Origin of the sequence: Polymorphobacter megasporae, assembly GCF_018982885.2 — a bacterium.
GTDB lineage: Bacteria > Pseudomonadota > Alphaproteobacteria > Sphingomonadales > Sphingomonadaceae > Polymorphobacter_B > Polymorphobacter_B megasporae.
In genome coordinates this window covers 1,427,013-1,447,293 of sequence record NZ_CP081848.1, presented here as the reverse complement: position 1 = coordinate 1,447,293, position 20,281 = coordinate 1,427,013, and the positions used below count along the sequence as shown (strand labels likewise).

Here is a 20,281-nt window from a genome sequence, read left to right as displayed (position 1 = left end):
GTTACACTGTAACAATTCACCGGTAGATGCCCGGACTTGGGCGCGGCGCGGGGACGTGATCATGGGTTTTGCGGCGAAGCAGGCGACGGCGGTGGCGGCTCATTTGCTGGCGGGAGCGCCGCACATCCACCGGTCGGGGCAGCTCGACGTCCGGCTGGCGACGTCGGAGGCGGAAATCGCCGCCGCACAGGCACTGCGCTACCAGATTTTCTACGACGAGATGGGGGCGACGCCGTCGCCCGCGATGGTCGCGGCCAAGCGCGACGTCGATACGTATGACGCGATCTGCGACCACCTGCTCGTCATCGACCACGGCATGCCCGGCGACGGCCCGCACGTCGTCGGCACCTACCGCCTGCTCCGCCAGGTCGTAGCGCAGATGAACCACGGCTTCTATTCGGCGGGCGAATACGACCTGTCGCCGCTGATCGAGCAGTCGACCACCGGCGGGCAGTTGCTCGAGCTCGGGCGGAGCTGCGTCGCTCCGGCGTACCGCAACAACGCGACGATCACCCTGTTGTGGCGCGGAATCGCGAGCTACCTCCAGACACATGCGATCGGCCATATGTTCGGCTGCGCGTCGCTCCACGGGGCCGACCCGCGGGTCCATGCCGCCGAGCTGTCGTATCTGTACCACCACCACCTTGCCCCGCCCGAGCTGCGCGCAAGGGCGCTTGCGGAACATTATGTGCCGATGGACCGGATGACCGCGCTTGCCTACGACCAGCGGCTGACCGCGCGGGCGCTGCCGCCGCTGGTCAAGGGCTACCTCCGCGTCGGGGCATTCATCGGCGACGGGGCGTATGTCGATCCGCAGTTCAACACGGTCGATGTGTTCGTGGTGATGCCGGTCGAGCGGATCACGAAGCGGTACGCGGGGCGGTTTACGGCGGGCGCGAACGACACGAACTGAGCTTTTCTCCTCCCCTCCCCTTTAGGGGAGGGTCGGGGGTGGGGCAGTCACCACGAGCCGCATCGCTCGGAGAAGCCCCCACCCCCGGGCCACGCCAAGAGGCGCGTCTCTCGCCCCTCCCCTAAAGGGGAGGGGAGCCGTCACGCCGGGCTCTGCCCGTTCGCCGCGAGCACCTCGCCCGCGAGATGGAGCGACCCCGTGATCAGCACCACCGGCGGCCGCGCGCGGTCGGCCCCCTTGGCGATCGCAGCGAGGGCGTCGGCGACCGAGGCGGCGGCGATCCCGGGCAGCCCGGTATCCTTCGCCCGCGCGACGATCGTTTCGCCCGGATGCGACGCATGGCCCCGGATCGGCACGGCATAGACCGCCGTCGCGCGCCCCGCGAAAGGTTTGAGAAAGCCGGCCGGGTCCTTGGTATCGAGCATGCCGACGACAAGATAGAACGGACGTTCAGCGAGCGGATGGCCGCGGAAGGCATCGGCGATAACCCGCCCCGCCGACGGGTTGTGCCCGCCGTCGAGCCAAGCCTCGCTCCCCGCCGGCAGCGTCGCCACGAGCGGCCCGCGGTCGAGCCGTTGCAGCCGCGCCGGCCATTCGGCCCAGCCCATCCCTGCACGCAGCGCGCTATCGGGCACCGGCACCGCGTTCTGGTGGCGCAGCATCGCCACCGCCAGCGCGGCATTGTCGAGCTGGTGCGCGCCGGTCAGCCGGGGCAGCGGCAGCGCGAGCTTGCCGTCGATATCGCGGTAGTGGAGCGCGCCCTCGTACAGCGCCGCGTCCCAGTCGTCGCCGCGGATGCGAAGCTTCGCCCCCGCCAGCCCGGCGACCTCGGCGATCCGCGCGGTGACCGCCTTGGGATAGCGCGACAGCAGCAGCGGCACGCCGCGCTTGGCGATTCCGGCCTTCTCCCCGGCGATGTCGAGGATCGAATTGCCGAGCCACGGCTGGTGGTCGAGGCCGAGCGCGGCGATGCCGGTGACGACCGGCGTAACGACGTTGGTCGCATCGAGCCGCCCGCCCATGCCGACCTCGATCACCGCCGCGTCGGCGGGCGAGCGGGCGAAGGCGAGGAAGGCGACCGCGGTGGTCAGCTCGAAAAAGGTGATCGCCGCCGAGCCGTTGGTGTCGAGAACGTCGCGCAGCGTCGTGATCAGCGTCGCATCGTCGATGATCGCCCCGCCGAGCCGTATCCGCTCGTTGAAGCGGACCAGATGCGGCGAGGTATAGACATGGACCCGCCGCCCCGACGCCTCGAGCCCGGCACGCAGGAACGCGACGGTCGACCCCTTGCCGTTGGTTCCGGCGACATGGAACACCGGCGGCAGCTTGAGATGCGGGTTGCCGAGCCGCCCGAGCAGGCGTTCGAGCCGCCCGAGCGCGAGGTCGATCGTCGCCGGATGGAGCTTGAACGCCGCCGCGAGCAGCGCATCGAGCACCGGGTTGTCGGACCGCGCCGCCTCCATTGCCCCCTGCCCCGGATCAGGCCGCGGGAGCGACGGGGGGCGTCACGCGCTGCCGCATCAACAGTCCGATCAGCCGGGCGAGCGTCGCCTTGAGGTCCTTCCGGTGGACGACCATGTCGAGCATGCCGTGGTCGAGCAAATATTCGGCGCGCTGGAAGCCTTCGGGCAATTTCTCGCGGATCGTCTGCTCGATCACCCGCTGTCCGGCGAAACCGATCAACGCGCCGGGCTCCGACATCTGGATATCGCCGAGCATTGCGTAGCTCGCGGTGACGCCGCCGGTGGTCGGGTCGGTCATCACGACGATGTACGGCAGCCCCGCCTCGCGCAGTTCGGCAATCGCGACCGTCGTCCGCGGCATCTGCATTAGGCTGAGGATGCCCTCCTGCATCCGCGCGCCGCCGGCTGCGGTGAAGATCACGAACGGGCACTTCGCCTTGACCGCCGCCATCGCCCCCGACAGGAACGCCTCGCCGACGCCCAGGCCCATCGACCCGCCCATGAAGGCGAAGTTCTGCACCGCGACGACCGCGACCTCGCCGCCGATCGTGCCGGTCGCGACGACCATCGCCTCGGGCTCGCCGGTGTTGGCCCGCGCGGTCTTGAGCCGATCGACGTAGCGCTTCTGGTCGCGGAACTTGAGCGGGTCCTCGGGCACCTTGGCGACGTCGAGCCGCTTGTAATCGCCGTCAAAAATCTGGTGGAAACGCGTCGTCGGGTCGATCCGCTCGTGGTGACCGCAGCGCGGGCAGACGCCCAGCGTTTCCTCGAAGTCCTTGATGTACAGCATTGCGCCGCACTTGGCGCACTTCCGCCACAGGTTCTCAGGCGTCTCGCGCCGGGTCAGCATCGCCGTCAGGCGCGGCCGGATGCGGGTCAACCAGCTCATGCGGCGGTCCTGATACGCGCGGTGCGGACAGCGTCGGCAAGCCCGCGGACAAAGGCTTCGACCTGTTCGGGAAGGTCGTTGGCGCGGGTTTCGGCGGCCGCGCCGATCAGCGACACGAGCGCCGAGCCGACGACGACGCCGTCGGCATGGAGCCCGACCGCGGCGGCCTGAGCGGGAGTCTTGATGCCGAAGCCGACCGCGATCGGCAGGCTCGTCGCCGCCTTCAGCCGCGCGACCGCGCTGGCGATGTCGGCGTCGGCGGCGGATGCGGTGCCGGTAACGCCCGCGACCGCGACGTAATAGACGAACCCCGACGCCCCCGACAGGACCGTCGGCAGTCGCGCCGCATCGGTCGTCGGTGTCGCCAGCCGGACATTATGGAGGCCGTGCCCCGTCAGCATCGGCGCGAGTTCGGCGTCCTCCTCGGGCGGCAGGTCGACGACGATCGTCCCGTCGAGCCCAGCGGCGGCGGCATCCGCGGCGAACGCCTCGACTCCATAGGCGAGGATCGGATTGAAATAGCCCATCAGGATCAGCGGCGTCGCGGTGTCGGTCGCCCGGAAGGCGCGGACCATCGCCAGCACGCCGCGCAGCGTCGTCCCCGCGATCAGGCTGCGGATATTGCCCGCCTGGATCGCCGGACCGTCGGCCATCGGGTCGGTGAACGGCATGCCGAGCTCGATGATGTCGGCGCCACCGGCAACGAGCGCGGCGAGGATGCTCGGTCCCCGGTCGAGATCGGGGTCGCCCGCGGTGACGAAGGTGACGAGCGCGGCACGATCCTGCGCGGCGCATGCGGCAAAGCGGCGAGCCAGACGGTCGCTCACATCTGGGTCCCGAGCGCTTCGGCGACGGTAAAGATGTCCTTGTCGCCGCGCCCGCACAGGTTGGCGAGGACGATCGTGTCGCGGCTCATGCCCGGCGCGAACCGCCGGATTGCAGCGAGCGCGTGGGCGGGTTCGAGCGCGGGGATGATGCCCTCGAGCAGGCACAGCTGCTGGAACGCCGCGAGCGCCTCGGCGTCGGTCGCGGATTGATATTCAACGCGCCCGATCGAGTGGAGCCACGCATGCTCAGGACCGATGCCGGGATAATCGAGCCCCGCCGAGATCGAATGCGCCTCGGTGATCTGGCCGTCGGCGTCCTGCAGCAACATCGTCTTGTTGCCGTGGAGCACGCCGGGCACGCCGCCGGCAAGGCTGGCGGCATGCTCGGTCGTATCGAGGCCATGACCCGACGCCTCGACCCCGATCATGCGGACGTCGTCGTCGAGGAACGGGTGGAACAGCCCGATCGCGTTCGATCCGCCGCCGATCGCGGCGCACAGCACGTCGGGCAGGCGGCCCTCGGCCTCGACGATCTGCTCGCGCGCTTCCTTGCCGATGACCGACTGAAAGTCGCGAACGAGTTCGGGATAGGGGTGCGGCCCGGCGGCGGTGCCGATGATGTAGAAGGTGTCGTGGACGTTCGCGACCCAGTCACGCAGCGCCTCGTTCATCGCGTCCTTCAAGGTCTTCGACCCCGATTCGACGCTGCGCACCTCGGCCCCGAGCAGCTTCATGCGGAACACGTTCGGTGCCTGCCGGGCGATGTCGCGCGCGCCCATGTAGATCGTGCACGGCAGCCCCGCGCGCGCGGCGACGGTCGCGGTGGCGACGCCGTGCTGCCCCGCCCCGGTCTCGGCGATGATCCGCGTCTTGCCCATCCGCTGGGCGAGCAGCATCTGGCCGATGCAATTGTTGATCTTGTGCGCGCCGGTGTGATTGAGCTCGTCGCGCTTGAAGTAGATCTTCGCCCCACCGAGGGCGTTCGTCAGCCGCTCGGCGAAATACATCGGCGACGGACGGCCGACATAATGCTTCATCAGATAATCGAACTCGGCGGCGAACGCCGGATCGGCCTGCGCCGCGCGGTACGCGACCTCGAGTTCGAGGATCAGCGGCATCAGCGTCTCGGCGACATAGCGTCCGCCGAACGCCCCGAAATGCCCGCGCGCGTCGGGGCCGGTCCGCAGGCTCGGGCGGCCGTTGGTTACTGCTGCCGTCGCCATTACGCGGCCCGCGCTGCGGCGATGAACGCCTTGATCTTCGCCACCGACTTCACTCCCGGCTCGTCCTCGACTCCCGACGACACGTCGACCAGCGACGGATGCGCGGTCCGCACCGCCTCCGCCACCGATTCCGCGTCGAGCCCGCCCGACAGGCCCCAGCATGCGCGACCGACGCGGTCGAGCAGCCGCCAGTCGAAGCGCAGGCCGTTTCCGCCGGGCAAGGCGGCTCCCCTAGGCGCTTTGGCATCGAACAGCAATCGGTCGGCAGTGCCGCCGAACGCCGCGACCGCCGCGTCGATGTCGTCGCGCGTCGCGACGCCGATGCCGCGCCACACCGGGCGGCCGTAGCGGCGGCGGACCTCGGCGACGCGCGCTGGGGTTTCGCCTCCGTGCAACTGGATCGCGTCGAGCCCGGCTGCCGTGCGGTCGAGCAGGGCATCGTCGGGATCGACGAACACGCCGACGCGGGTGATGTGCGACGGCACCCGCTGGCCGAGCGCCGATGCCCGGTCGGGATCGACATTGCGAGGTGAGGCCGCAAAGAACACGAAGCCGACATGGCTCGCGCCTCCACTGACGGCGGCGTCGATCGCTTCGGGCGTCGACAGCCCGCAGATCTTGATGTCGAGGGTCACAGCGAAGCGGCGATCGCGGCGGCGGCGGCGGCGGGATCGGTGGCGGCGGTGATCGGGCGGCCGACGACGAGGATCGACGCGCCTGCGTCGACGGCGGCATGGGGTGTCATCACGCGCTTCTGATCGCCAAGCTCGCCGCCCGCAGGCCGCACGCCTGGGACGACGATCATCGCGTCGGGCCAAGCCGCGCGCGTCGCAGCCGCTTCGGCCCCTGAGCAGACGATCCCTTGCAACCCGGCGGTGCGCGCCATCGCGGCGAAATGCGCGACCTGATCACGAACGCGTGCCTGAACACCGATTGCTGCGAGGTCGGTGTCGTCGAAGCTGGTCAGCACGGTCACCGCGATGATCGCCGTCTCGGGACCGATTGCCGCGCGCGCTGCCTTCATCGCCTCGACCCCGATCGAGGCATGGACGTTGACGATCGCCACCCCGAGCGGCGCGAGAGAGGTCATTGCCCCGGCAACGGTGTTGCCGATGTCGTGCAGCTTGACGTCGAGGAAGATCGGCAGGCCGAACGCCTGTATCCGGCGAACCCCGTCGGGGCCGTGCGCCATGAAGAACTGCAGGCCGAGCTTCAATCCGCCGACATGCGGCGCGACCGCGCGGGCGAGCGCCTCGGCCGCAGCGAGGTCACTCGTATCGATCGCGACGTAGATCGGGTTGGCGGTCACGCGGCGGGGGGAAAGCTCGACGGCATCGGCGTCACGATCGGCTCGGTGACCGGCGGGGCGACGCGCGGCCCCAGCGCCTGCGCCTCGTCGAGCAGGCGTTCGACCCGCGTCGTGCGCCGCCGCCACGCCGACTTCGACGCGACGTGGACGAGCAGCATCGGCAACCAGCCGATCAGGATCGACACCAGCACAATTACCGGCAGGAAGATCAGCACGATCGAGCCGTTGGGCAGGTCGACCGACACGCGCGTCCAATTGTTGAACGCAAACAGCACGAACAGCGCAAGCAACGCGCCGAAGCCGATCAACTTAATGGCCTTCATCGCGGCATTCTCCTCATAGCTCGCCGTCGACTGCCTCGATACCTTCATCGGCAAGCGCGGCGATCAGCGCGCTCGCCGTCGTGTCGAGCGTAATCCGGTCAACGCTGCGCAGCACGAAATTGGCCCCGGTCTTGCCCTCGCGCCAGAATGGGTAGCTGCCGATCTGGATGCCGTCGTGCGCTTTTTCAACGCTCGCGAGCAGCTCGGCGACCCGGCTTTCGTACGTCCACGCCGCGATCGTCCGCGTCAGGACCGGCAGCCCGCCCGGAAGCTGGCCGTCGAGCGAGGCGAGCATCGACCGGGTGATCGCCGGCACCCCCGCCATGATGAAGACGTTGCCGATGCGGATGCCCGGAGCCTGGGTGCGCGGATTGGCGATGAGTTCGGCACCGTCGGGAACCCGCGCCATCCGCAGCCGCGCATCGTTGATCCGGTCGCCGTAATGCTCGGTCAGGATCGCGACGGCGCGCGGATGATGGACGACCGCGACCCCCAATGCGGCGGCAATTGCGTCGACGGTGATGTCGTCATGCGTCGGGCCGATGCCGCCGGTGGTGAACAGATAGTCGTGCGCGACGCGGAGCGCGTTCACCGCATCGGCGATCGCCGCCATGTCGTCGGCGACGACGCGGACCTCGCGCAGGCGGATGCCCTGGACCCCGAGCCACTTCGCCAGATACGCGGTATTCGCGTCCTGCGTCCGCCCCGACAGGATCTCGTCGCCGATGACGACGAGCGCGGCGGTGTAGATGCGATCGGCGGGGGCAGCGGCGGTGGTTGACATGGGCGCGGTTTAGCCCAGCCCGCCCCGGGTGTCGACAACGCCGCCGTGGTTGCCACGTCGCACCCGGCGGCTTACCTTGTGACCATGACCTACGCCGCCACTGCCGATATCCTCGACGAGCCGTCGACCGCGATCAAGCTCCACGGGCCCGAAGCCTTTGTCGGCATGCGCGCCGCCGGGCAGCTCGCCGCACGCGTCCTCGACATGCTCGTCGCCCACGTCGTTCCCGAGGCGGTGACCGCCGATCTCGACCGGATGGTTCACGAATTCGTCATGGCCGCCGGGTCGGTGCCGGCGACGATCTTCTACCGCGGCTACGCCCATGCCTCGTGCATCAGCGTCAACCACGTCGTCTGCCACGGAATTCCGGGCGCGAAGCGGTTGAAGGACGGCGACATCGTCAACATCGACGTCACCGTCGTCGTCGACGGCTGGCACGGCGACACCAGCCGGATGTATCTCGTCGGCGACGTCCCGCTCAAGGCGCGCCGCTTGGTCGATATCACGTGGGAATGCCTCCAGCGCGGCATCGCGGTCGCCAAGCCGGGCGCGACGTTCGGCGACATCGGCTGGGCGATCCAGTCGTTCGCCGAGGGCCAGCGCTGCTCGGTCGTCCGCGATTTCTGCGGCCACGGCGTCGGGCGTGTGTTCCACGATGCGCCGAACGTCGTCCATGTCGGGCGTCCGGGCAAAGGCCCGGTGCTCCAGCCCGGCATGATCTTCACGATCGAGCCGATGATCAATCTCGGCCGCCCCGAGGTCAAGCTGCTCGACGACGGCTGGACCGCGGTGACGCGCGACCGCTCGCTTTCGGCGCAGTTCGAGCATTCGGTGGGGATCACCGAGACCGGGTGCGAGGTGTTCACCACCAGCCCCGCCGGGTTGAGCCATCCCCCCTACGCCATCTGACACCGACCCGGGGGGGCACCGCGAACGACTCCGGGCCCGGCTGCTCGAAGGCGGCGGCGATGCCTTTCTCGACTACGAACTCCTTGAATATATTCTTGGGCTGGCGATCCCGCGGCGCGATACCAAGCAGCTGGCGAAGCGCCTGCTGAGCGAATTCGGTTCGTTCCCCGCAGTGCTTGCAGCATCTCCTGCCGAACTGTCGCGCGTCGAAGGCCTGTCGGCGGGCGGGGCGGCGGCGATGAAGTTCGTCGAGGCGGCATCGCTGCGGTCGCTCCGCGCGGCGGCGCTCGACCGCCCTGTCCTCGCCGGCTGGCAGGCGCTGACCGATTATCTCCACGCGGCGATGGCGCATCGCGTCACCGAGGAATTCCGCGTCATCTTTCTCAACAATCGGAATATCCTGATCCGCGACGAGGCAATGGGCAGCGGCACCGTCAACGCCGCCCCGGTCTATCCGCGCGAGATCGTCAAGCGCGCGCTCGAACTCGGCGCGTCGGGGCTGATCCTCGTCCACAACCACCCGAGCGGCGATCCAACCCCGAGCCGCGATGACATCACCATGACCAAGTCGGTGATCGAGGCGGGACGGCACCTCGGCCTGTCGGTCCACGACCACGTCGTCATCGGCAAGACCGGCCACGCCAGCTTCCGCGCACTCGGCCTGCTGTAGCGGGCCGGGCGGCTGTCGGCGCAGGTCGGTCCTACGCCTCCAGCTCGCTGTCCCAGTACAGATAGTCGCGCCACGTCGCGTGGAGGAAATGCGGCGGGAATGCCCGGCCGTTTTCCTGCAATTGGTGATTGTTCGGTTGGAACGCGCGCTGGTTCAACTGCATGTGCGCCTCCGCCGGGGTGCGGCCGCCCTTGCGCAGATTGCACGGCGCGCAGGCGGTGGTGACGTTCTCCCATGTCGTGCGGCCGCCGTAGGCGCGCGGGACGACATGGTCGAAGGTCAGGTCCTCGCGTTCGCGCGCGCCGCAATATTGGCAGGCGAACTTGTCGCGGAGGAACAGGTTGAAGCGGGTGAACGCCGGGTGCGTCGCCGGGCGGACATACTGGCGCAGCGCAATCACCGACGGCAGCTTCATCGCGAAGCTGGGTGAGCGAATCTCGCGGTCATATTCGGCGACGATATCGACGCGCTCGAGGAACGCCGCCTTGATCGCAGTCTGCCACGACCACAGGCTGAGCGGGTAGTACGACAATGGTGTGTAATCGGCGTTGAGCACGAGCGCCGGGCAGGCTTCGGGGGGCGACAGAAGATTGGGATGATACATGCGCGTAGCCTGCTCCCGTGCTGGAGCGGCCGGTTGGACTCGCAGGCCTCGTCGCACTCAAGACCGCAAATCGTCTGCGGCCGTTCGTTCTATCCGTGATACGCCCTTACAACAGAAAGTGTGTCGTGCGTATGACAGCACCGGATATAGCTGCCTCGATTTACTGCGGCAATGACGTTGTGCGGATGGCCTTTCGTTTCGCACCGCGCACGCCCATTTAAAGCTGGACACTCCAAAGGCCCAGCTCATGCCGCAGACAGTCCTGATCGTCCTGATGATCGCCGCCGCGCTGGCGACGCTCGGCATGCTCGCGCGCGGCATCATCGTCATGGCGCGCGGCAAGGACGTCACCGGGGTCCAGTCGAACCGGTTGATGAGCTACCGTGTCGGCTTCCAGGCGCTGGCGATCGTATTCATCATCATCCTGTTCCTGATCAACCGGCATTGATGCAAAGCGCGCAAATCACCCTACCGTCACCCCGGCGCAGGCCGGGGCCCAACTCACCCCGCAACGCGAAATTCGGAGCTTGCACCACGATGGGCCCCGGCCTCCGCCGGGGTGACGAGACGTACATCCGAGCAGGATCAGCACGACCATGGTGAAACTCAACGTCATCTACACGCGCACCGGCGACGACGGCTCGACCGGGCTCGCCGACGGGTCGCGCCGGGCGAAGGACGACGCTCGCGTTGCCGCCTACGGTACCGTCGACGAGGCGAATTCGGTGATCGGGATCGTACGGCTCGCGGCGGACGCGGAGACCGACGCGATGCTCGCGCGCATCCAGAACGACCTGTTCGACGTCGGCGCCGATCTCGCGACCCCGGGCGACGACTTCGCGGCGGATTCGAAGTCGCTCCGCGCGACCGCATCGCAAGTCGACCGGCTTGAGGCGGAGATCGACGCGATGAACGCGACGCTCGCCCCGCTTAGTTCGTTCATCCTGCCGGGCGGGACGGCGGCGGCGGCGCATCTCCACCTCGCCCGGACTGTCGTCCGGCGCGCCGAGCGGCTGGCGGTCACGGCGGCGCTGGTCGAGGTGATCAACCCGACCGCAATCCGCTACCTCAACCGGCTATCGGACCATCTGTTCGTCCTTGCCCGGGTGACAAATCGCAGCACCGGCGACGTGTTGTGGGTACCCGGAGCGGGTCGTTAGCGTTACAACCAGCGGAACAGGAGGGGACCGGCGACGGGGCAATGGCAACGGCGGCGAAACTTGAGGACGATATGCTGCGCGATCGCTTCCAGGCGACGCGTGCACTGACCGTTGCGCTCGCCGCGCCGCTGTCGGACGCCGACGCGACCGTCCAGTCGATGGCCGACGCGTCACCGGCAAAGTGGCACCTCGCCCACACGACGTGGTTCCTCGAGACATTTATTCTGAACGAAGCCGCCGGCTACCGCGTGTTCGACGACCGCTTCAACTTCCTGTTCAACAGCTATTACGAGTCGATCGGCGCGCGGCATCCCCGCGCCGCCCGCGGCTTGATCACGCGCCCCGCGCTTGCCGAGATCATCGCGTGGCGCGCGCATGTCGATGCCGCGCTCGATGCCGCATGGGGCCGCCTGCCGCCTGCCGCGCTGACGCTGATCGAACTGGCGATTGCTCACGAGCAGCAGCATCAGGAGCTGCTGCTGACCGATATCCTCCACCTGTTTTCGGCGAATCCGATCGAACCGCGTGTCTATACGCCGACGCCGGCCGCGCCGGCCGGGGCTGCGCCCGATGGGCGCGCGTGGACATCGCATCGTGCGGGCATTGTGCGGGTCGGTGCGGAACGAAGTTCGCCTGCGTTTTCATTCGATTGCGAGGGACCGGCGCATGAATTGCTGCTTCGCCCGTTCGCCCTCGCCGGGGCTTGTGTCAGCAACGCCGACTGGGCCGCGTTCATCGCCGACGGCGGGTACCGGACCGCGGCATTGTGGCTGTCCGATGGCTGGGCATGGGTCAAGCGCGAGGCGATCGCAGCGCCGCTTTACTGGTTCGACGACGGCACCAGCTTCACGCTCTCGGGACGGGTCGAGCGCGCCGCCGATGCCCCGGTGGTCCACCTAAGTCATTATGAAGCCGACGCTTTCGCGACTTGGGCAGGCGCGCGGCTGCCGACCGAGTTCGAGTGGGAAATCGCCGCGCAGGGGGTCGACCCGACCAGCGGCAACCAGCTCGATGGCCCCGGGACGATCGCCCCGCGCGCCGGCGGCGAGCTGTTCGGTGACGTCTGGAATTGGACCGCGAGCGCGTTCCTCCCCTACCCCGGCTTCCGCCCCGAAGCGGGCGCGGTCGGCGAGTATAACGGCAAGTTCATGAGCGGGCAGATGGTCCTCCGCGGCGCCTCGTGCGCCACCCCCCGCGGGCATAGCCGATTGAGTTTGCGTAACTTTTTCTATCCCCATCAGCGCTGGCAGTTCACCGGACTGCGGCTGGCGAAGGACGTCTGATGCTCCATCTGGCCGTACGCGACGACGACGACGGCGACTTTGGCGAGGCGGTGCTGGCCGGCCTCGCCCAGCCGCAAAAAACGATCCCCGCGCGCTTTTTCTACGACACGATCGGGTCCGAACTATTTGAGAAGATTACCGCCCTCCCCGAATATTATCCGACGCGGACCGAGGTCGGCATCCTCACCGCCAATGGCGCAGCGATCGCTACCGCGGTCGGCCCGGGTCGCGCAGTGATCGAATTCGGCTCCGGATCGTCGGCCAAGACCCCGCTGCTGCTGCGCACCGTCGCCGCCTCGGCCTATGTCCCGATCGATATCTCGGCCGAATTCCTCGACATGGCGGCGGCCGATCTCGCGCGCAAGCTGCCGGAATTGCCCGTCTTTCCCCTCGCCGCCGACTTCACCCGCCCGCTCAAACTGCCCGCCGGCATCGTGGGTCGCCCCAAGCTTGGCTTCTTTCCCGGCTCGACCCTCGGCAACCTTGCCCCCGCCGCCGCGATCGACCTGCTCCGCGCCTTCTCCGACACGCTCGGCGAGGGATCATGGCTCGTCATCGGCCTCGACCTGCGCAAGGACTCGGCCACCCTCGAAGCCGCGTACAATGATGCCGCCGGGGTCACCGCAGCGTTCAATCTCAACCTGTTGCACCGGATCAACCGCGAGCTCGACGGCACCATCGACGTCGATGATTTCACCCATTGGGCCCCGTTCAACGCCGATCTCGGTCGCATCGAGATGCACCTCCGCGCCGTCCGCGACACGAGCTTCACCGTCCTCGGCTCGCCGGTCACGATGGCGGCAGGCGAGACGATCCATACCGAAAACAGCTACAAATGGACCCTCGACGAAGCGCGCCTCCTCGCCCGCGCTGCCGGCTGGGATCCCGTCGACGCATGGACCGACGACGCAGCGCGCTTTGCACTCCACCTGTGGCGTCGCGACGACGGCGCGATCGAACCGTGATTGACGGACCGCGCCTGCGTTTCCTACAGACACCGCCAAGTTCCTTGGGAAAGCCAACGCGATGAAGCTTCTCGTCCCCGTCAAGCGGGTCGTCGATTATAACGTCAAGGTCCGGGTCAAGACCGACGGCACTGGCGTCGAGCTCGCCAACGTCAAGATGAGCATGAATCCGTTCGACGAAATTGCGGTCGAGGAAGCGATCCGCCTCAAGGAAAAGGGCGTCGCGACCGAGATCGTCGTCGTCTCGATCGGCGTCCAGCAGTGCCAGGAGACGCTGCGGACCGCGCTCGCGATGGGCGCCGATCGCGGCATCCTCGTCGTCACCGACCAGACCACCGAATCGCTGATGGTCGCCAAGATCCTCGCGGCGATCGCCAAGGAGGAGCAGCCCGGGATGATCATCCTCGGCAAGCAGGCGATCGACGACGACGCCAACCAGACCGGGCAGATGCTCGCCGCTTTGCTAGATTGGCCGCAGGGTACCTTCGCGTCGAAGGTCACCGTCGAGGGCGATCACGTCACCGTCGCGCGCGAAGTCGACGGCGGCGCCGAGACGGTGTCGCTCAAGCTGCCCGCGATCATCACCACCGATCTGCGCCTGAACGAGCCGCGTTACGCCTCGCTGCCGAACATCATGAAGGCGAAGGCGAAGAAGATCGAGCCGAAGACCCCGGCGGATTACGGCGTCGACCCGACGCCGCGGCTGACGGTCGTGAAGGTCAGCGAACCGTCGAAGCGGACCGCCGGCGTCAAGGTCAAGACGGTCGACGAACTTGTCGACAAGCTGAAGGTTTTGGGAGCGATCGGATGAGCGTCCTGGTTCTGGCCGAACACGACAACAGCGTCCTCAAGGATGCGACCCTCGCTGCTGTGACCGCCGCCGGCGAGCTCGGCGGCGACGTCCACTTGCTGGTCGCGGGCCAAGGCGCGCAGTCGGTCGCCGACGCGGCGGCGAAGGTCGCGGGCGTGACCAAGGTGGTCCTCGCCGACGACGCGGCGTACGGCCGCGCGCTCGCGGAAAATCTTGCCCCGCTGATCGTCGGGCTGATGGCGAACTACGACGCCTTCGTCGCCCCCGCGACGACGCGCGGCAAGAACGTCGCGCCGCGTGTCGCCGCTGCGCTCGACGTCGCCCAGATCAGTGAAATCCTTTCGGTCGAGGGTCCTGACACGTTTACCCGCCCGATCTACGCCGGCAACGCGATCGCGACGGTCAAGTCGTCCGACGCGAAGAAGGTCATCACCGTTCGCGGCACCGCCTTCGCCAAGGCAGCGACGACCGGCGGCAGCGCAACGATCGAGACGGTCACCGCCACCCCCGACGCTGGCCTGTCGAGCTTTGTCAGTGCCGACCTGACGACGAGCGCGCGCCCCGAACTGACGGCGGCGAAGATCATCGTTTCGGGCGGCCGCGCGCTCGGTAGCGGCGACAAGTTCCACGAGATCATGGACCCGCTCGCCGACAGCCTCGGCGCCGCCCTCGGCGCGAGCCGTGCCGCGGTCGATGCCGGCTATGTCCCGAACGACTATCAGGTCGGCCAGACCGGCAAGATCGTCGCCCCCGAGCTGTATGTCGCGGTCGGCATCTCGGGCGCGATCCAGCACCTCGCGGGGATGAAGGATTCGAAAATCATCGTCGCGATCAACAAGGACGACGACGCGCCGATCTTCCAGGTCGCCGACATCGGCCTCGTCGGCGACCTGTTCACGCTTGTCCCCGAACTGACCGCGAAGATTACCGCCGCCAAATAGGCCGACCCTTCGCTGCAGCGCGCCGGGATTGACGTGAACTCGCCGGTCGGGCCACCGTGTGTCCGGGCAGCGGGGACGACGGGATGGCGACACAGGCGGCGACGTTGGCACCGGGCCTGAAGCGAACGCTTGGCCCGGTCGCGGTGTCGCTGCTGACGCTGTCGGTGCTGTCGCCGGCGGCGTCGGTGTTCATTACCGGGGCCGACATCATCCATCAGGCGGGGACCGGCGCGGCGCTGGCATTCATCGTCGGCGGGCTGCTGACACTCATCTTCACCTTCGCGCAGGCCGAGCTCGGGTCGGCATTTCCCTTCGCCGGCGGTGATTACGCGACGATCGGACAGGCGCTTGGTCCGCGCTGGGGGTTTGTCCAGTTCGGGATCGACATGCTCAGCACACCGGTCCTGCTCGCGCTCACCGCAAGCGGGATCGCGCTCTACCTCCACGGGGTTGCGCCGGTCCTGCCCAACGTCCCGACCGCGATCGCCGCGCTGGCGGTGGCGACGGTGCTTGCCGTGCTCAACGTCCGGACTAACGCCGTCATCACCGGAGTCTTCCTCGCGATCGAACTGTCGGCGCTTGCGCTCGTCAGCGTCCTTGGCCTCGGCAGTCCTGCGCGCGGAATTGGCGAGGTCTTGACCGCACCGGTCACGTTCACCGGCGGACTGGCGGCTCCCCTCACGCTCGGCATCGCTGCGGTCGCGATATCCGCAGCGTCGTGGGCAATCAGCGGATCGGGGCAGGCGATCTATTTCGCCGAGGAGCTCCACGATCCGGTCCGCGTCGGGCGCCTCGTTATCCGCATAACCCTCGCGTCGATCGTGACGATGGTGCTGCCGGTGTTGGCACTGACGATCGGCGCGCGCGACCTGCCCGCGACGCTCGCCTCCGATTCGCCATTCGCTGCGCTGATCGCGCAGCACGCCTCCCCGCTCGTCGCGACGCTGATCGAGCTCGGCATTGCCGCGGCGATCTTCAACGCGGTGATGGCCGGGGTGATCTGCTACGGGCGCTGGCTGTGGAGCTCGGGGCGCGACGCGATCTGGGCCGCGCCGATCAACCGGGCATTGATCAGCATCCATCCGCGCTTCGGCTCGCCATGGGTCGCGACCATCGTGGTCGGGGTGACGGCGATGGGCTTCACCCTGCTCGGCCTGCCGATGCTGGTGCTGCTGTCGGCGGCAAACGGGATCGCCAACTGGGCTTTGCTCAACACTGCGGCATGGGTCGGGCGGCAACACGGCGTCACCGGGCAGGGGGACGCCTATCGCGCGCCGCTCTTCCCGCTCCCGAACATCGTCAGCCTCGTTGTGACCGCAGTGCTCGCGGTGATGACGTGGCAGGACGCCGAGACCGGGCGAACCGGCGAGCTGGTCGTCGCGGGAACGATCATTGGAGCGCTGCTGTACCACCGCTTCGTGCTCGCGCAGCGACCCGGCGGTTGGAGAATGGTCGCGCCCTCATTCGATCGAGTAAGTTAGCCCGCCATCGCCCGGCAGCTTGCGGCGCACGCCCGGCACGCGTCGATGCACGGCTCCATGCCGTCGAGCCTGGCGCAACTGTCGGCGCAGGCTTCGCAGACATCGGCGCACAGGCGGCAGCTGTCGGCGTGGAATTGCGACGAGCGCAGCATGAAGTCGGCGGCGGTAGCGCACATCGCGGCGCAGTCGGCCATCAGGCGGAAATGCTTCGGCTCGACATGGTCGCCACCGGTCTCGAGGCAGTGATTCATCGCCATCCCGAGCGCGATGCCGTGGGCGCGATTACAGGCTTCGATACAGGCAGCGACTTGGGGGTCCATCGGCGGTTCCTTGGGTGCGTTGCGGCATAACCGGCGGCTGCCATCGCGTGTTCCGCGTCCGCGTTGCATCGCGGCAAGCCGCCGCTATGGTGCGCCCGCGCTGCCCCGAGGAACGAAGATGCGAAACGACGACAAGGCTCCGGTGAAGAAAGTCGTGCTCGCGTTTTCGGGCGGGCTCGACACCAGCGTCATCCTCAAATGGCTCCAGCAGACGTATAATTGCGAGGTCGTCACCTTCACCGCCGACCTTGGCCAGGGCGAAGAGCTCGAACCCGCACGGGCCAAGGCCAAGCTGCTCGGGGTCAAGGAGATCTTCATCGAGGACCTGCGCGACGAGTTCGTCCGCGACTATGTCTTTCCGATGATGCGCGCCAACGCGCTGTACGAAGGCCAGTATCTGCTCGGCACGTCGATCGCGCGCCCGCTGATCGCGAAGAAGCAGATCGAGATCGCCCGCGCGACCGGGGCCGATGCGGTCAGCCACGGCGCGACCGGCAAGGGCAACGACCAGGTCCGCTTCGAACTCGGCTATTACGCGCTCGCTCCCGACATCCGCATTATCGCCCCATGGCGCGAATGGGACCTGACCAGCCGCGAGGCGCTGATCGCCTTCGCCGAGGCGCACCAGATTCCGGTGTCGAAGGACAAGCGCGGCGAGTCGCCGTTCTCGACCGACGCCAATTTGCTCCACACGAGCTCGGAAGGGAAAGTCCTCGAGGACCCGTGGGACGAGGTCCCCGATTATGTCTATTCGCGCACCGTCAGCCCCGAGGATGCGCCCGACCTGCCGCAGTACATCACGATCGACTTCGAGCGCGGTGATCCGGTCGCGGTCGACGGCGAGGGGTTCGGCCCGGCAGCGCTGTTGGCCAAGCTCAACGATCTCGGCCGCGAGCATGGCATTGGGCGCCTCGATCTCGTCGAGAACCGCTTCGTCGGGATGAAGTCGCGCGGGATGTACGAGACGCCGGGCGGGACAATCCTGCATCTGGCGCATCGCGGGATCGAATCGATCACGCTCGATCGCGGCGCGGCGCACCTCAAGGACGCGCTGATGCCGCAATATGCCGAGCTGATCTACAACGGCTTCTGGTTCGCCCCCGAGCGCGAGATGCTCCAGGCGGCGATCGACAACAGCCAGGCGAAGGTGACCGGGACGGTGCGGCTCAAGCTGTACAAGGGGTCGGTCAGCGTCGTCGGGCGCAAGTCGCCGCTGTCGCTGTACTCGCCGAAGATCGTCACCTTCGAGGACGACGCCGGGGCCTACGACCAGCGCGACGCGGCGGGGTTCATCAAGCTGAATGCGCTGCGGCTGCGGCTGCTCGGACGGCGCGACCAAGGAAACCCGGAATGAGCATCGACGCGGAAATCGCCGCCTTCATCGCGGCGCACGCCGATGCGTGGAACACCGGCGACGTCGACGCCATCGCTGACGTCATGGGCTTGCCGCAGATGCTCGCGCGCAGCGATGGCTCGACCTTCATTGAGACCGACGAGGAACTCGTCGCGTGGATCGATGCTCGGCTTGCCGAATGGGACTCGCGCGGCGTCGAGGGGGTCACCGCCGTCGTTGCCAAGGTCGAACCGCTGCCCGATGACGCGGCGCGGGTGACCACCAATTGGCGGCTGGTCGACGCCGACGGCAAGGCGCTGATGACCTTCACCGCGATCGACACGCTCGTCAGCGACGATGACGACTGGTCGTTCGTCGTCACCGACCTCGCAGGCGAGGACGCCGCCGCCTGGGCCTAACTCAGGATCGCGCGATAGCGGAAGAAGTTGAAGACCGAGGCGATCGCGGTACCGACGACAAGCGCGACGACGACGGGGGCTCCGGCCCAGAGCAGCGCCGAATAGACCGCGTAGTTGACCGCCGCCCCGGCGAGCGACTGGACGAGGAACGCGCCGAATTCGCGCCATGACGGCGGCGCGGCGGTGCGGAAGGTCAGGCGGCGGTTGAGCCACCACGTCAGAACAATCGCGCAAGCGATACTGACGACGCGCCCGGCGTACGGCGATGCGCCGGCACGAATCATCAGCCACAACACCGCGGCATCGAGAAGAAAACCGAGCCCGCCGGTGATGCCGAAGCGGAACACCTGCCCCGCCCACGGCGGCATCGCGCGCAACCGCCCGCCCAATCCCCCCTCAGGCATCACTAGTCGCTTGTCAGCAGCGCGGTGAAGAAGCCGGTCACCAGCGCCTGGACACCGAGCGCGCAGAGCAGGACTGACGGGATCGCGAGGCGCATCGTGCCCTCGACGTTCATGTCGCGGAACCCGGTCCCGGCCCAGCCGCCGAGGGCGACCGCGGCGATGACGATGCCCGCAAGAAGCATGATCGCGCCCGCGACGCATGTCCGGTCGATCGAGAACCATGTGCGTGCGAGCTCGATCCGCGGCGAGGTCGGCCACAGCCGCTCGCGCACCCCGAACAGCCGGGCGACGACCGCGAAACTCATCAGCTGCGCGCCGATGATGACGCCAGCTGCGGCGAACAACAGGGTGTGGACGCCGAGCGTGACGCTGCCGAGGCGCAGGCTGCCGGGCAGCAGCGCGACCAGCAGGACGAGCCCGACCCCGGCGAGCGCCGCGCCGGGATAGAAGAACAGCCACTTCGGCGCGAAGGTCAGCAGGAACTTCAAATGCCGCCAGCCGTCGCGCCAACTGCGCAGGTGCGGTGGCCGCGAGCGGCCGTCGGGCGACAGCGTCGTCGGCACCTCGGCCATGCGGATGTGCGCGAGCGTCGCCTTGACGACCATCTCGGAGGCAAACTCCATGCCCGTCGTGCGCAGCCCGAGCGCCATGATGCTGTCGCGGCGGAACGCGCGCAGGCCGCAGTGGAAGTCGCCGATCGGCGCGTCGTAGAACAGGCGCCCGGCAAAGCTCAGCACCGGGTTGCCGAGGTAGCGGTGGAGCGGCGGCATCGCGCCGGGCTTGATCCCGCCCTGGAAGCGGTTGCCCATGACGAGCTCATAGCCCTCGCGGAGCTTGAGCACGAACGGCATCAGCCCCTCGAAATCATAGCTGTCGTCGGAGTCGCCCATCGCGACGTAGCGCCCGTGGCTGGCGATGATGCCCGCTTGCAGGGCTGCGCCGTACCCGCGCGCGGGCACGTCGACAACGCGTGCGCCGAGGCTCCGCGCGATGTCCTGGCTGCCGTCGGTCGAGCCATTGTCGGCGATGACGACCTCGCCCGCGACGCCGCTCGTCGCCAAAAACCGGTTCGCCTTCTCGATGCAGATCGCGAGCGTCTCGGCCTCGTTGAGGCACGGCATCACGATCGATAGCTCGATGTCCGACGGTTCAACATCGGCCGGCGGGGCTGTGAGAGTGATCGCGTCCATCTGGTCGGTCCTCGTTGGGCTCGCTCGTAGCGACGCGTGCGCCGCACTACAACACCCGGG

The 20,281-nt window shown here is 68.0% G+C and carries 24 protein-coding genes; 12 read left to right on the top strand and 12 right to left on the bottom strand.

The window, feature by feature from the left end; translation table 11 throughout:
• Window positions 1-61: 61 nt before the first annotated feature.
• Window positions 62-913 carry a GNAT family N-acetyltransferase gene (locus KTC28_RS06805; RefSeq protein WP_216708831.1) on the top strand — a complete coding sequence of 284 codons (852 nt, stop codon included), beginning with the start codon at window positions 62-64 and terminating at the stop codon, window positions 911-913.
• Window positions 914-1,053: 140 nt separating this feature from the next.
• Here KTC28_RS06805 and KTC28_RS06800 read toward each other — a convergent pair whose 3' ends face one another.
• The 8 genes from KTC28_RS06800 to KTC28_RS06765 are packed head-to-tail and all read right to left on the bottom strand — an operon-like array spanning window position 1,054 to window position 7,731.
• A complete protein-coding gene (locus tag KTC28_RS06800) occupies window positions 1,054-2,376 on the bottom strand; it encodes a bifunctional folylpolyglutamate synthase/dihydrofolate synthase (protein ID WP_216708214.1) in 1,323 nt (440 codons plus the stop codon).
• Window positions 2,377-2,392: 16 nt separating this feature from the next.
• Window positions 2,393-3,265, bottom strand: a complete 873-nt coding sequence (gene accD / locus KTC28_RS06795; protein WP_216708213.1) for an acetyl-CoA carboxylase, carboxyltransferase subunit beta — start codon at window positions 3,263-3,265, stop codon at window positions 2,393-2,395.
• Window positions 3,262-4,092 carry a tryptophan synthase subunit alpha gene (trpA, locus tag KTC28_RS06790; protein WP_216708212.1) on the bottom strand — a complete coding sequence of 277 codons (831 nt, stop codon included), beginning with the start codon at window positions 4,090-4,092 and terminating at the stop codon, window positions 3,262-3,264. The genes accD and trpA overlap by 4 nt, the downstream gene beginning before the upstream one ends.
• A complete protein-coding gene (gene trpB / locus KTC28_RS06785; RefSeq protein ID WP_216708211.1) occupies window positions 4,089-5,315 on the bottom strand; it encodes a tryptophan synthase subunit beta in 1,227 nt (408 codons plus the stop codon). The genes trpA and trpB overlap by 4 nt, the downstream gene beginning before the upstream one ends.
• A complete protein-coding gene (locus KTC28_RS06780; protein ID WP_216708210.1) occupies window positions 5,315-5,950 on the bottom strand; it encodes a phosphoribosylanthranilate isomerase in 636 nt (211 codons plus the stop codon). The genes trpB and KTC28_RS06780 overlap by 1 nt, the downstream gene beginning before the upstream one ends.
• A complete protein-coding gene (gene pyrF, locus KTC28_RS06775) occupies window positions 5,947-6,624 on the bottom strand; it encodes an orotidine-5'-phosphate decarboxylase (protein WP_216708209.1) in 678 nt (225 codons plus the stop codon). The genes KTC28_RS06780 and pyrF overlap by 4 nt, the downstream gene beginning before the upstream one ends.
• A complete protein-coding gene (locus KTC28_RS06770) occupies window positions 6,621-6,947 on the bottom strand; it encodes a hypothetical protein (RefSeq protein ID WP_216708208.1) in 327 nt (108 codons plus the stop codon). Before KTC28_RS06770 ends, pyrF begins: the two co-directional genes overlap by 4 nt.
• Window positions 6,948-6,960: 13 nt before the next feature.
• A complete protein-coding gene (locus KTC28_RS06765) occupies window positions 6,961-7,731 on the bottom strand; it encodes a competence/damage-inducible protein A (RefSeq protein WP_216708207.1) in 771 nt (256 codons plus the stop codon).
• A gap of 84 nt (window positions 7,732-7,815) precedes the next feature.
• On the opposite strand from KTC28_RS06765, the gene map reads away from it, so the two are divergent.
• Window positions 7,816-8,640, top strand: coding sequence for a type I methionyl aminopeptidase (map, locus tag KTC28_RS06760; RefSeq protein ID WP_216708830.1), 825 nt, complete (start codon window positions 7,816-7,818; stop codon window positions 8,638-8,640).
• Window positions 8,621-9,310, top strand: a complete 690-nt coding sequence (gene radC / locus KTC28_RS06755) for a RadC family protein (RefSeq protein ID WP_216708829.1) — start codon at window positions 8,621-8,623, stop codon at window positions 9,308-9,310. The genes map and radC overlap by 20 nt, the downstream gene beginning before the upstream one ends.
• Window positions 9,311-9,341: 31 nt before the next feature.
• Here radC and KTC28_RS06750 read toward each other — a convergent pair whose 3' ends face one another.
• Window positions 9,342-9,914 (bottom strand): HNH endonuclease, encoded by a 573-nt coding sequence (locus tag KTC28_RS06750; RefSeq protein WP_216708206.1) that lies wholly within the window; start codon window positions 9,912-9,914, stop codon window positions 9,342-9,344.
• A 247-nt stretch (window positions 9,915-10,161) separates the two neighbouring features.
• Between KTC28_RS06750 and KTC28_RS06745 the strand changes: the two genes are divergently transcribed.
• The 7 genes from KTC28_RS06745 to KTC28_RS06715 all read left to right on the top strand — a co-directional run bounded on the left by KTC28_RS06745 (window position 10,162) and on the right by KTC28_RS06715 (window position 16,555).
• Window positions 10,162-10,362, top strand: a complete 201-nt coding sequence (locus KTC28_RS06745) for a twin transmembrane helix small protein (RefSeq protein ID WP_216708205.1) — start codon at window positions 10,162-10,164, stop codon at window positions 10,360-10,362.
• Between the two features lie 148 nt (window positions 10,363-10,510).
• The gene (locus KTC28_RS06740) at window positions 10,511-11,074 is read left to right on the top strand and encodes a cob(I)yrinic acid a,c-diamide adenosyltransferase (RefSeq protein WP_216708204.1); all 564 of its coding nucleotides are present in this window, start codon (window positions 10,511-10,513) and stop codon (window positions 11,072-11,074) included.
• A gap of 41 nt (window positions 11,075-11,115) precedes the next feature.
• A complete protein-coding gene (egtB, locus tag KTC28_RS06735; RefSeq protein ID WP_216708203.1) occupies window positions 11,116-12,357 on the top strand; it encodes an ergothioneine biosynthesis protein EgtB in 1,242 nt (413 codons plus the stop codon).
• Window positions 12,357-13,322 (top strand): L-histidine N(alpha)-methyltransferase, encoded by a 966-nt coding sequence (egtD, locus tag KTC28_RS06730; protein ID WP_216708202.1) that lies wholly within the window; start codon window positions 12,357-12,359, stop codon window positions 13,320-13,322. The genes egtB and egtD overlap by 1 nt, the downstream gene beginning before the upstream one ends.
• A gap of 61 nt (window positions 13,323-13,383) precedes the next feature.
• Entirely contained in the window at window positions 13,384-14,133 is a 750-nt protein-coding gene (locus KTC28_RS06725; RefSeq protein WP_216708201.1) for an electron transfer flavoprotein subunit beta/FixA family protein, read from the top strand.
• Entirely contained in the window at window positions 14,130-15,074 is a 945-nt protein-coding gene (locus KTC28_RS06720) for an electron transfer flavoprotein subunit alpha/FixB family protein (protein ID WP_216708200.1), read from the top strand. The genes KTC28_RS06725 and KTC28_RS06720 overlap by 4 nt, the downstream gene beginning before the upstream one ends.
• 83 nt (window positions 15,075-15,157) lie before the next feature.
• Window positions 15,158-16,555 carry an APC family permease gene (locus tag KTC28_RS06715; protein WP_216708199.1) on the top strand — a complete coding sequence of 466 codons (1,398 nt, stop codon included), beginning with the start codon at window positions 15,158-15,160 and terminating at the stop codon, window positions 16,553-16,555.
• Here the strand turns inward: KTC28_RS06715 and KTC28_RS06710 are convergent.
• Window positions 16,552-16,875, bottom strand: coding sequence for a four-helix bundle copper-binding protein (locus KTC28_RS06710; RefSeq protein WP_216708198.1), 324 nt, complete (start codon window positions 16,873-16,875; stop codon window positions 16,552-16,554). The two genes, KTC28_RS06715 and KTC28_RS06710, sit on opposite strands and share 4 nt — an antisense overlap.
• 118 nt (window positions 16,876-16,993) lie before the next feature.
• On the opposite strand from KTC28_RS06710, the gene KTC28_RS06705 reads away from it, so the two are divergent.
• Both KTC28_RS06705 and KTC28_RS06700 read left to right on the top strand, forming a co-directional pair.
• Complete coding sequence (locus KTC28_RS06705; protein WP_216708197.1) at window positions 16,994-18,229, top strand: argininosuccinate synthase; 1,236 nt, start codon at window positions 16,994-16,996, stop codon at window positions 18,227-18,229.
• Complete coding sequence (locus KTC28_RS06700) at window positions 18,226-18,627, top strand: DUF6841 family protein (RefSeq protein WP_216708196.1); 402 nt, start codon at window positions 18,226-18,228, stop codon at window positions 18,625-18,627. The genes KTC28_RS06705 and KTC28_RS06700 overlap by 4 nt, the downstream gene beginning before the upstream one ends.
• On the opposite strand, the gene KTC28_RS06695 is transcribed toward KTC28_RS06700, so the two are convergent.
• Together KTC28_RS06695 and KTC28_RS06690 are read right to left on the bottom strand one after the other, a co-directional pair.
• Window positions 18,624-19,031 carry a GtrA family protein gene (locus KTC28_RS06695; protein ID WP_216708195.1) on the bottom strand — a complete coding sequence of 136 codons (408 nt, stop codon included), beginning with the start codon at window positions 19,029-19,031 and terminating at the stop codon, window positions 18,624-18,626. The two genes, KTC28_RS06700 and KTC28_RS06695, sit on opposite strands and share 4 nt — an antisense overlap.
• Before the next feature lie 2 nt (window positions 19,032-19,033).
• A complete protein-coding gene (locus tag KTC28_RS06690) occupies window positions 19,034-20,221 on the bottom strand; it encodes a glycosyltransferase family 2 protein (protein WP_223132298.1) in 1,188 nt (395 codons plus the stop codon).
• Between the last annotated feature and the right edge of the window lie 60 nt (window positions 20,222-20,281).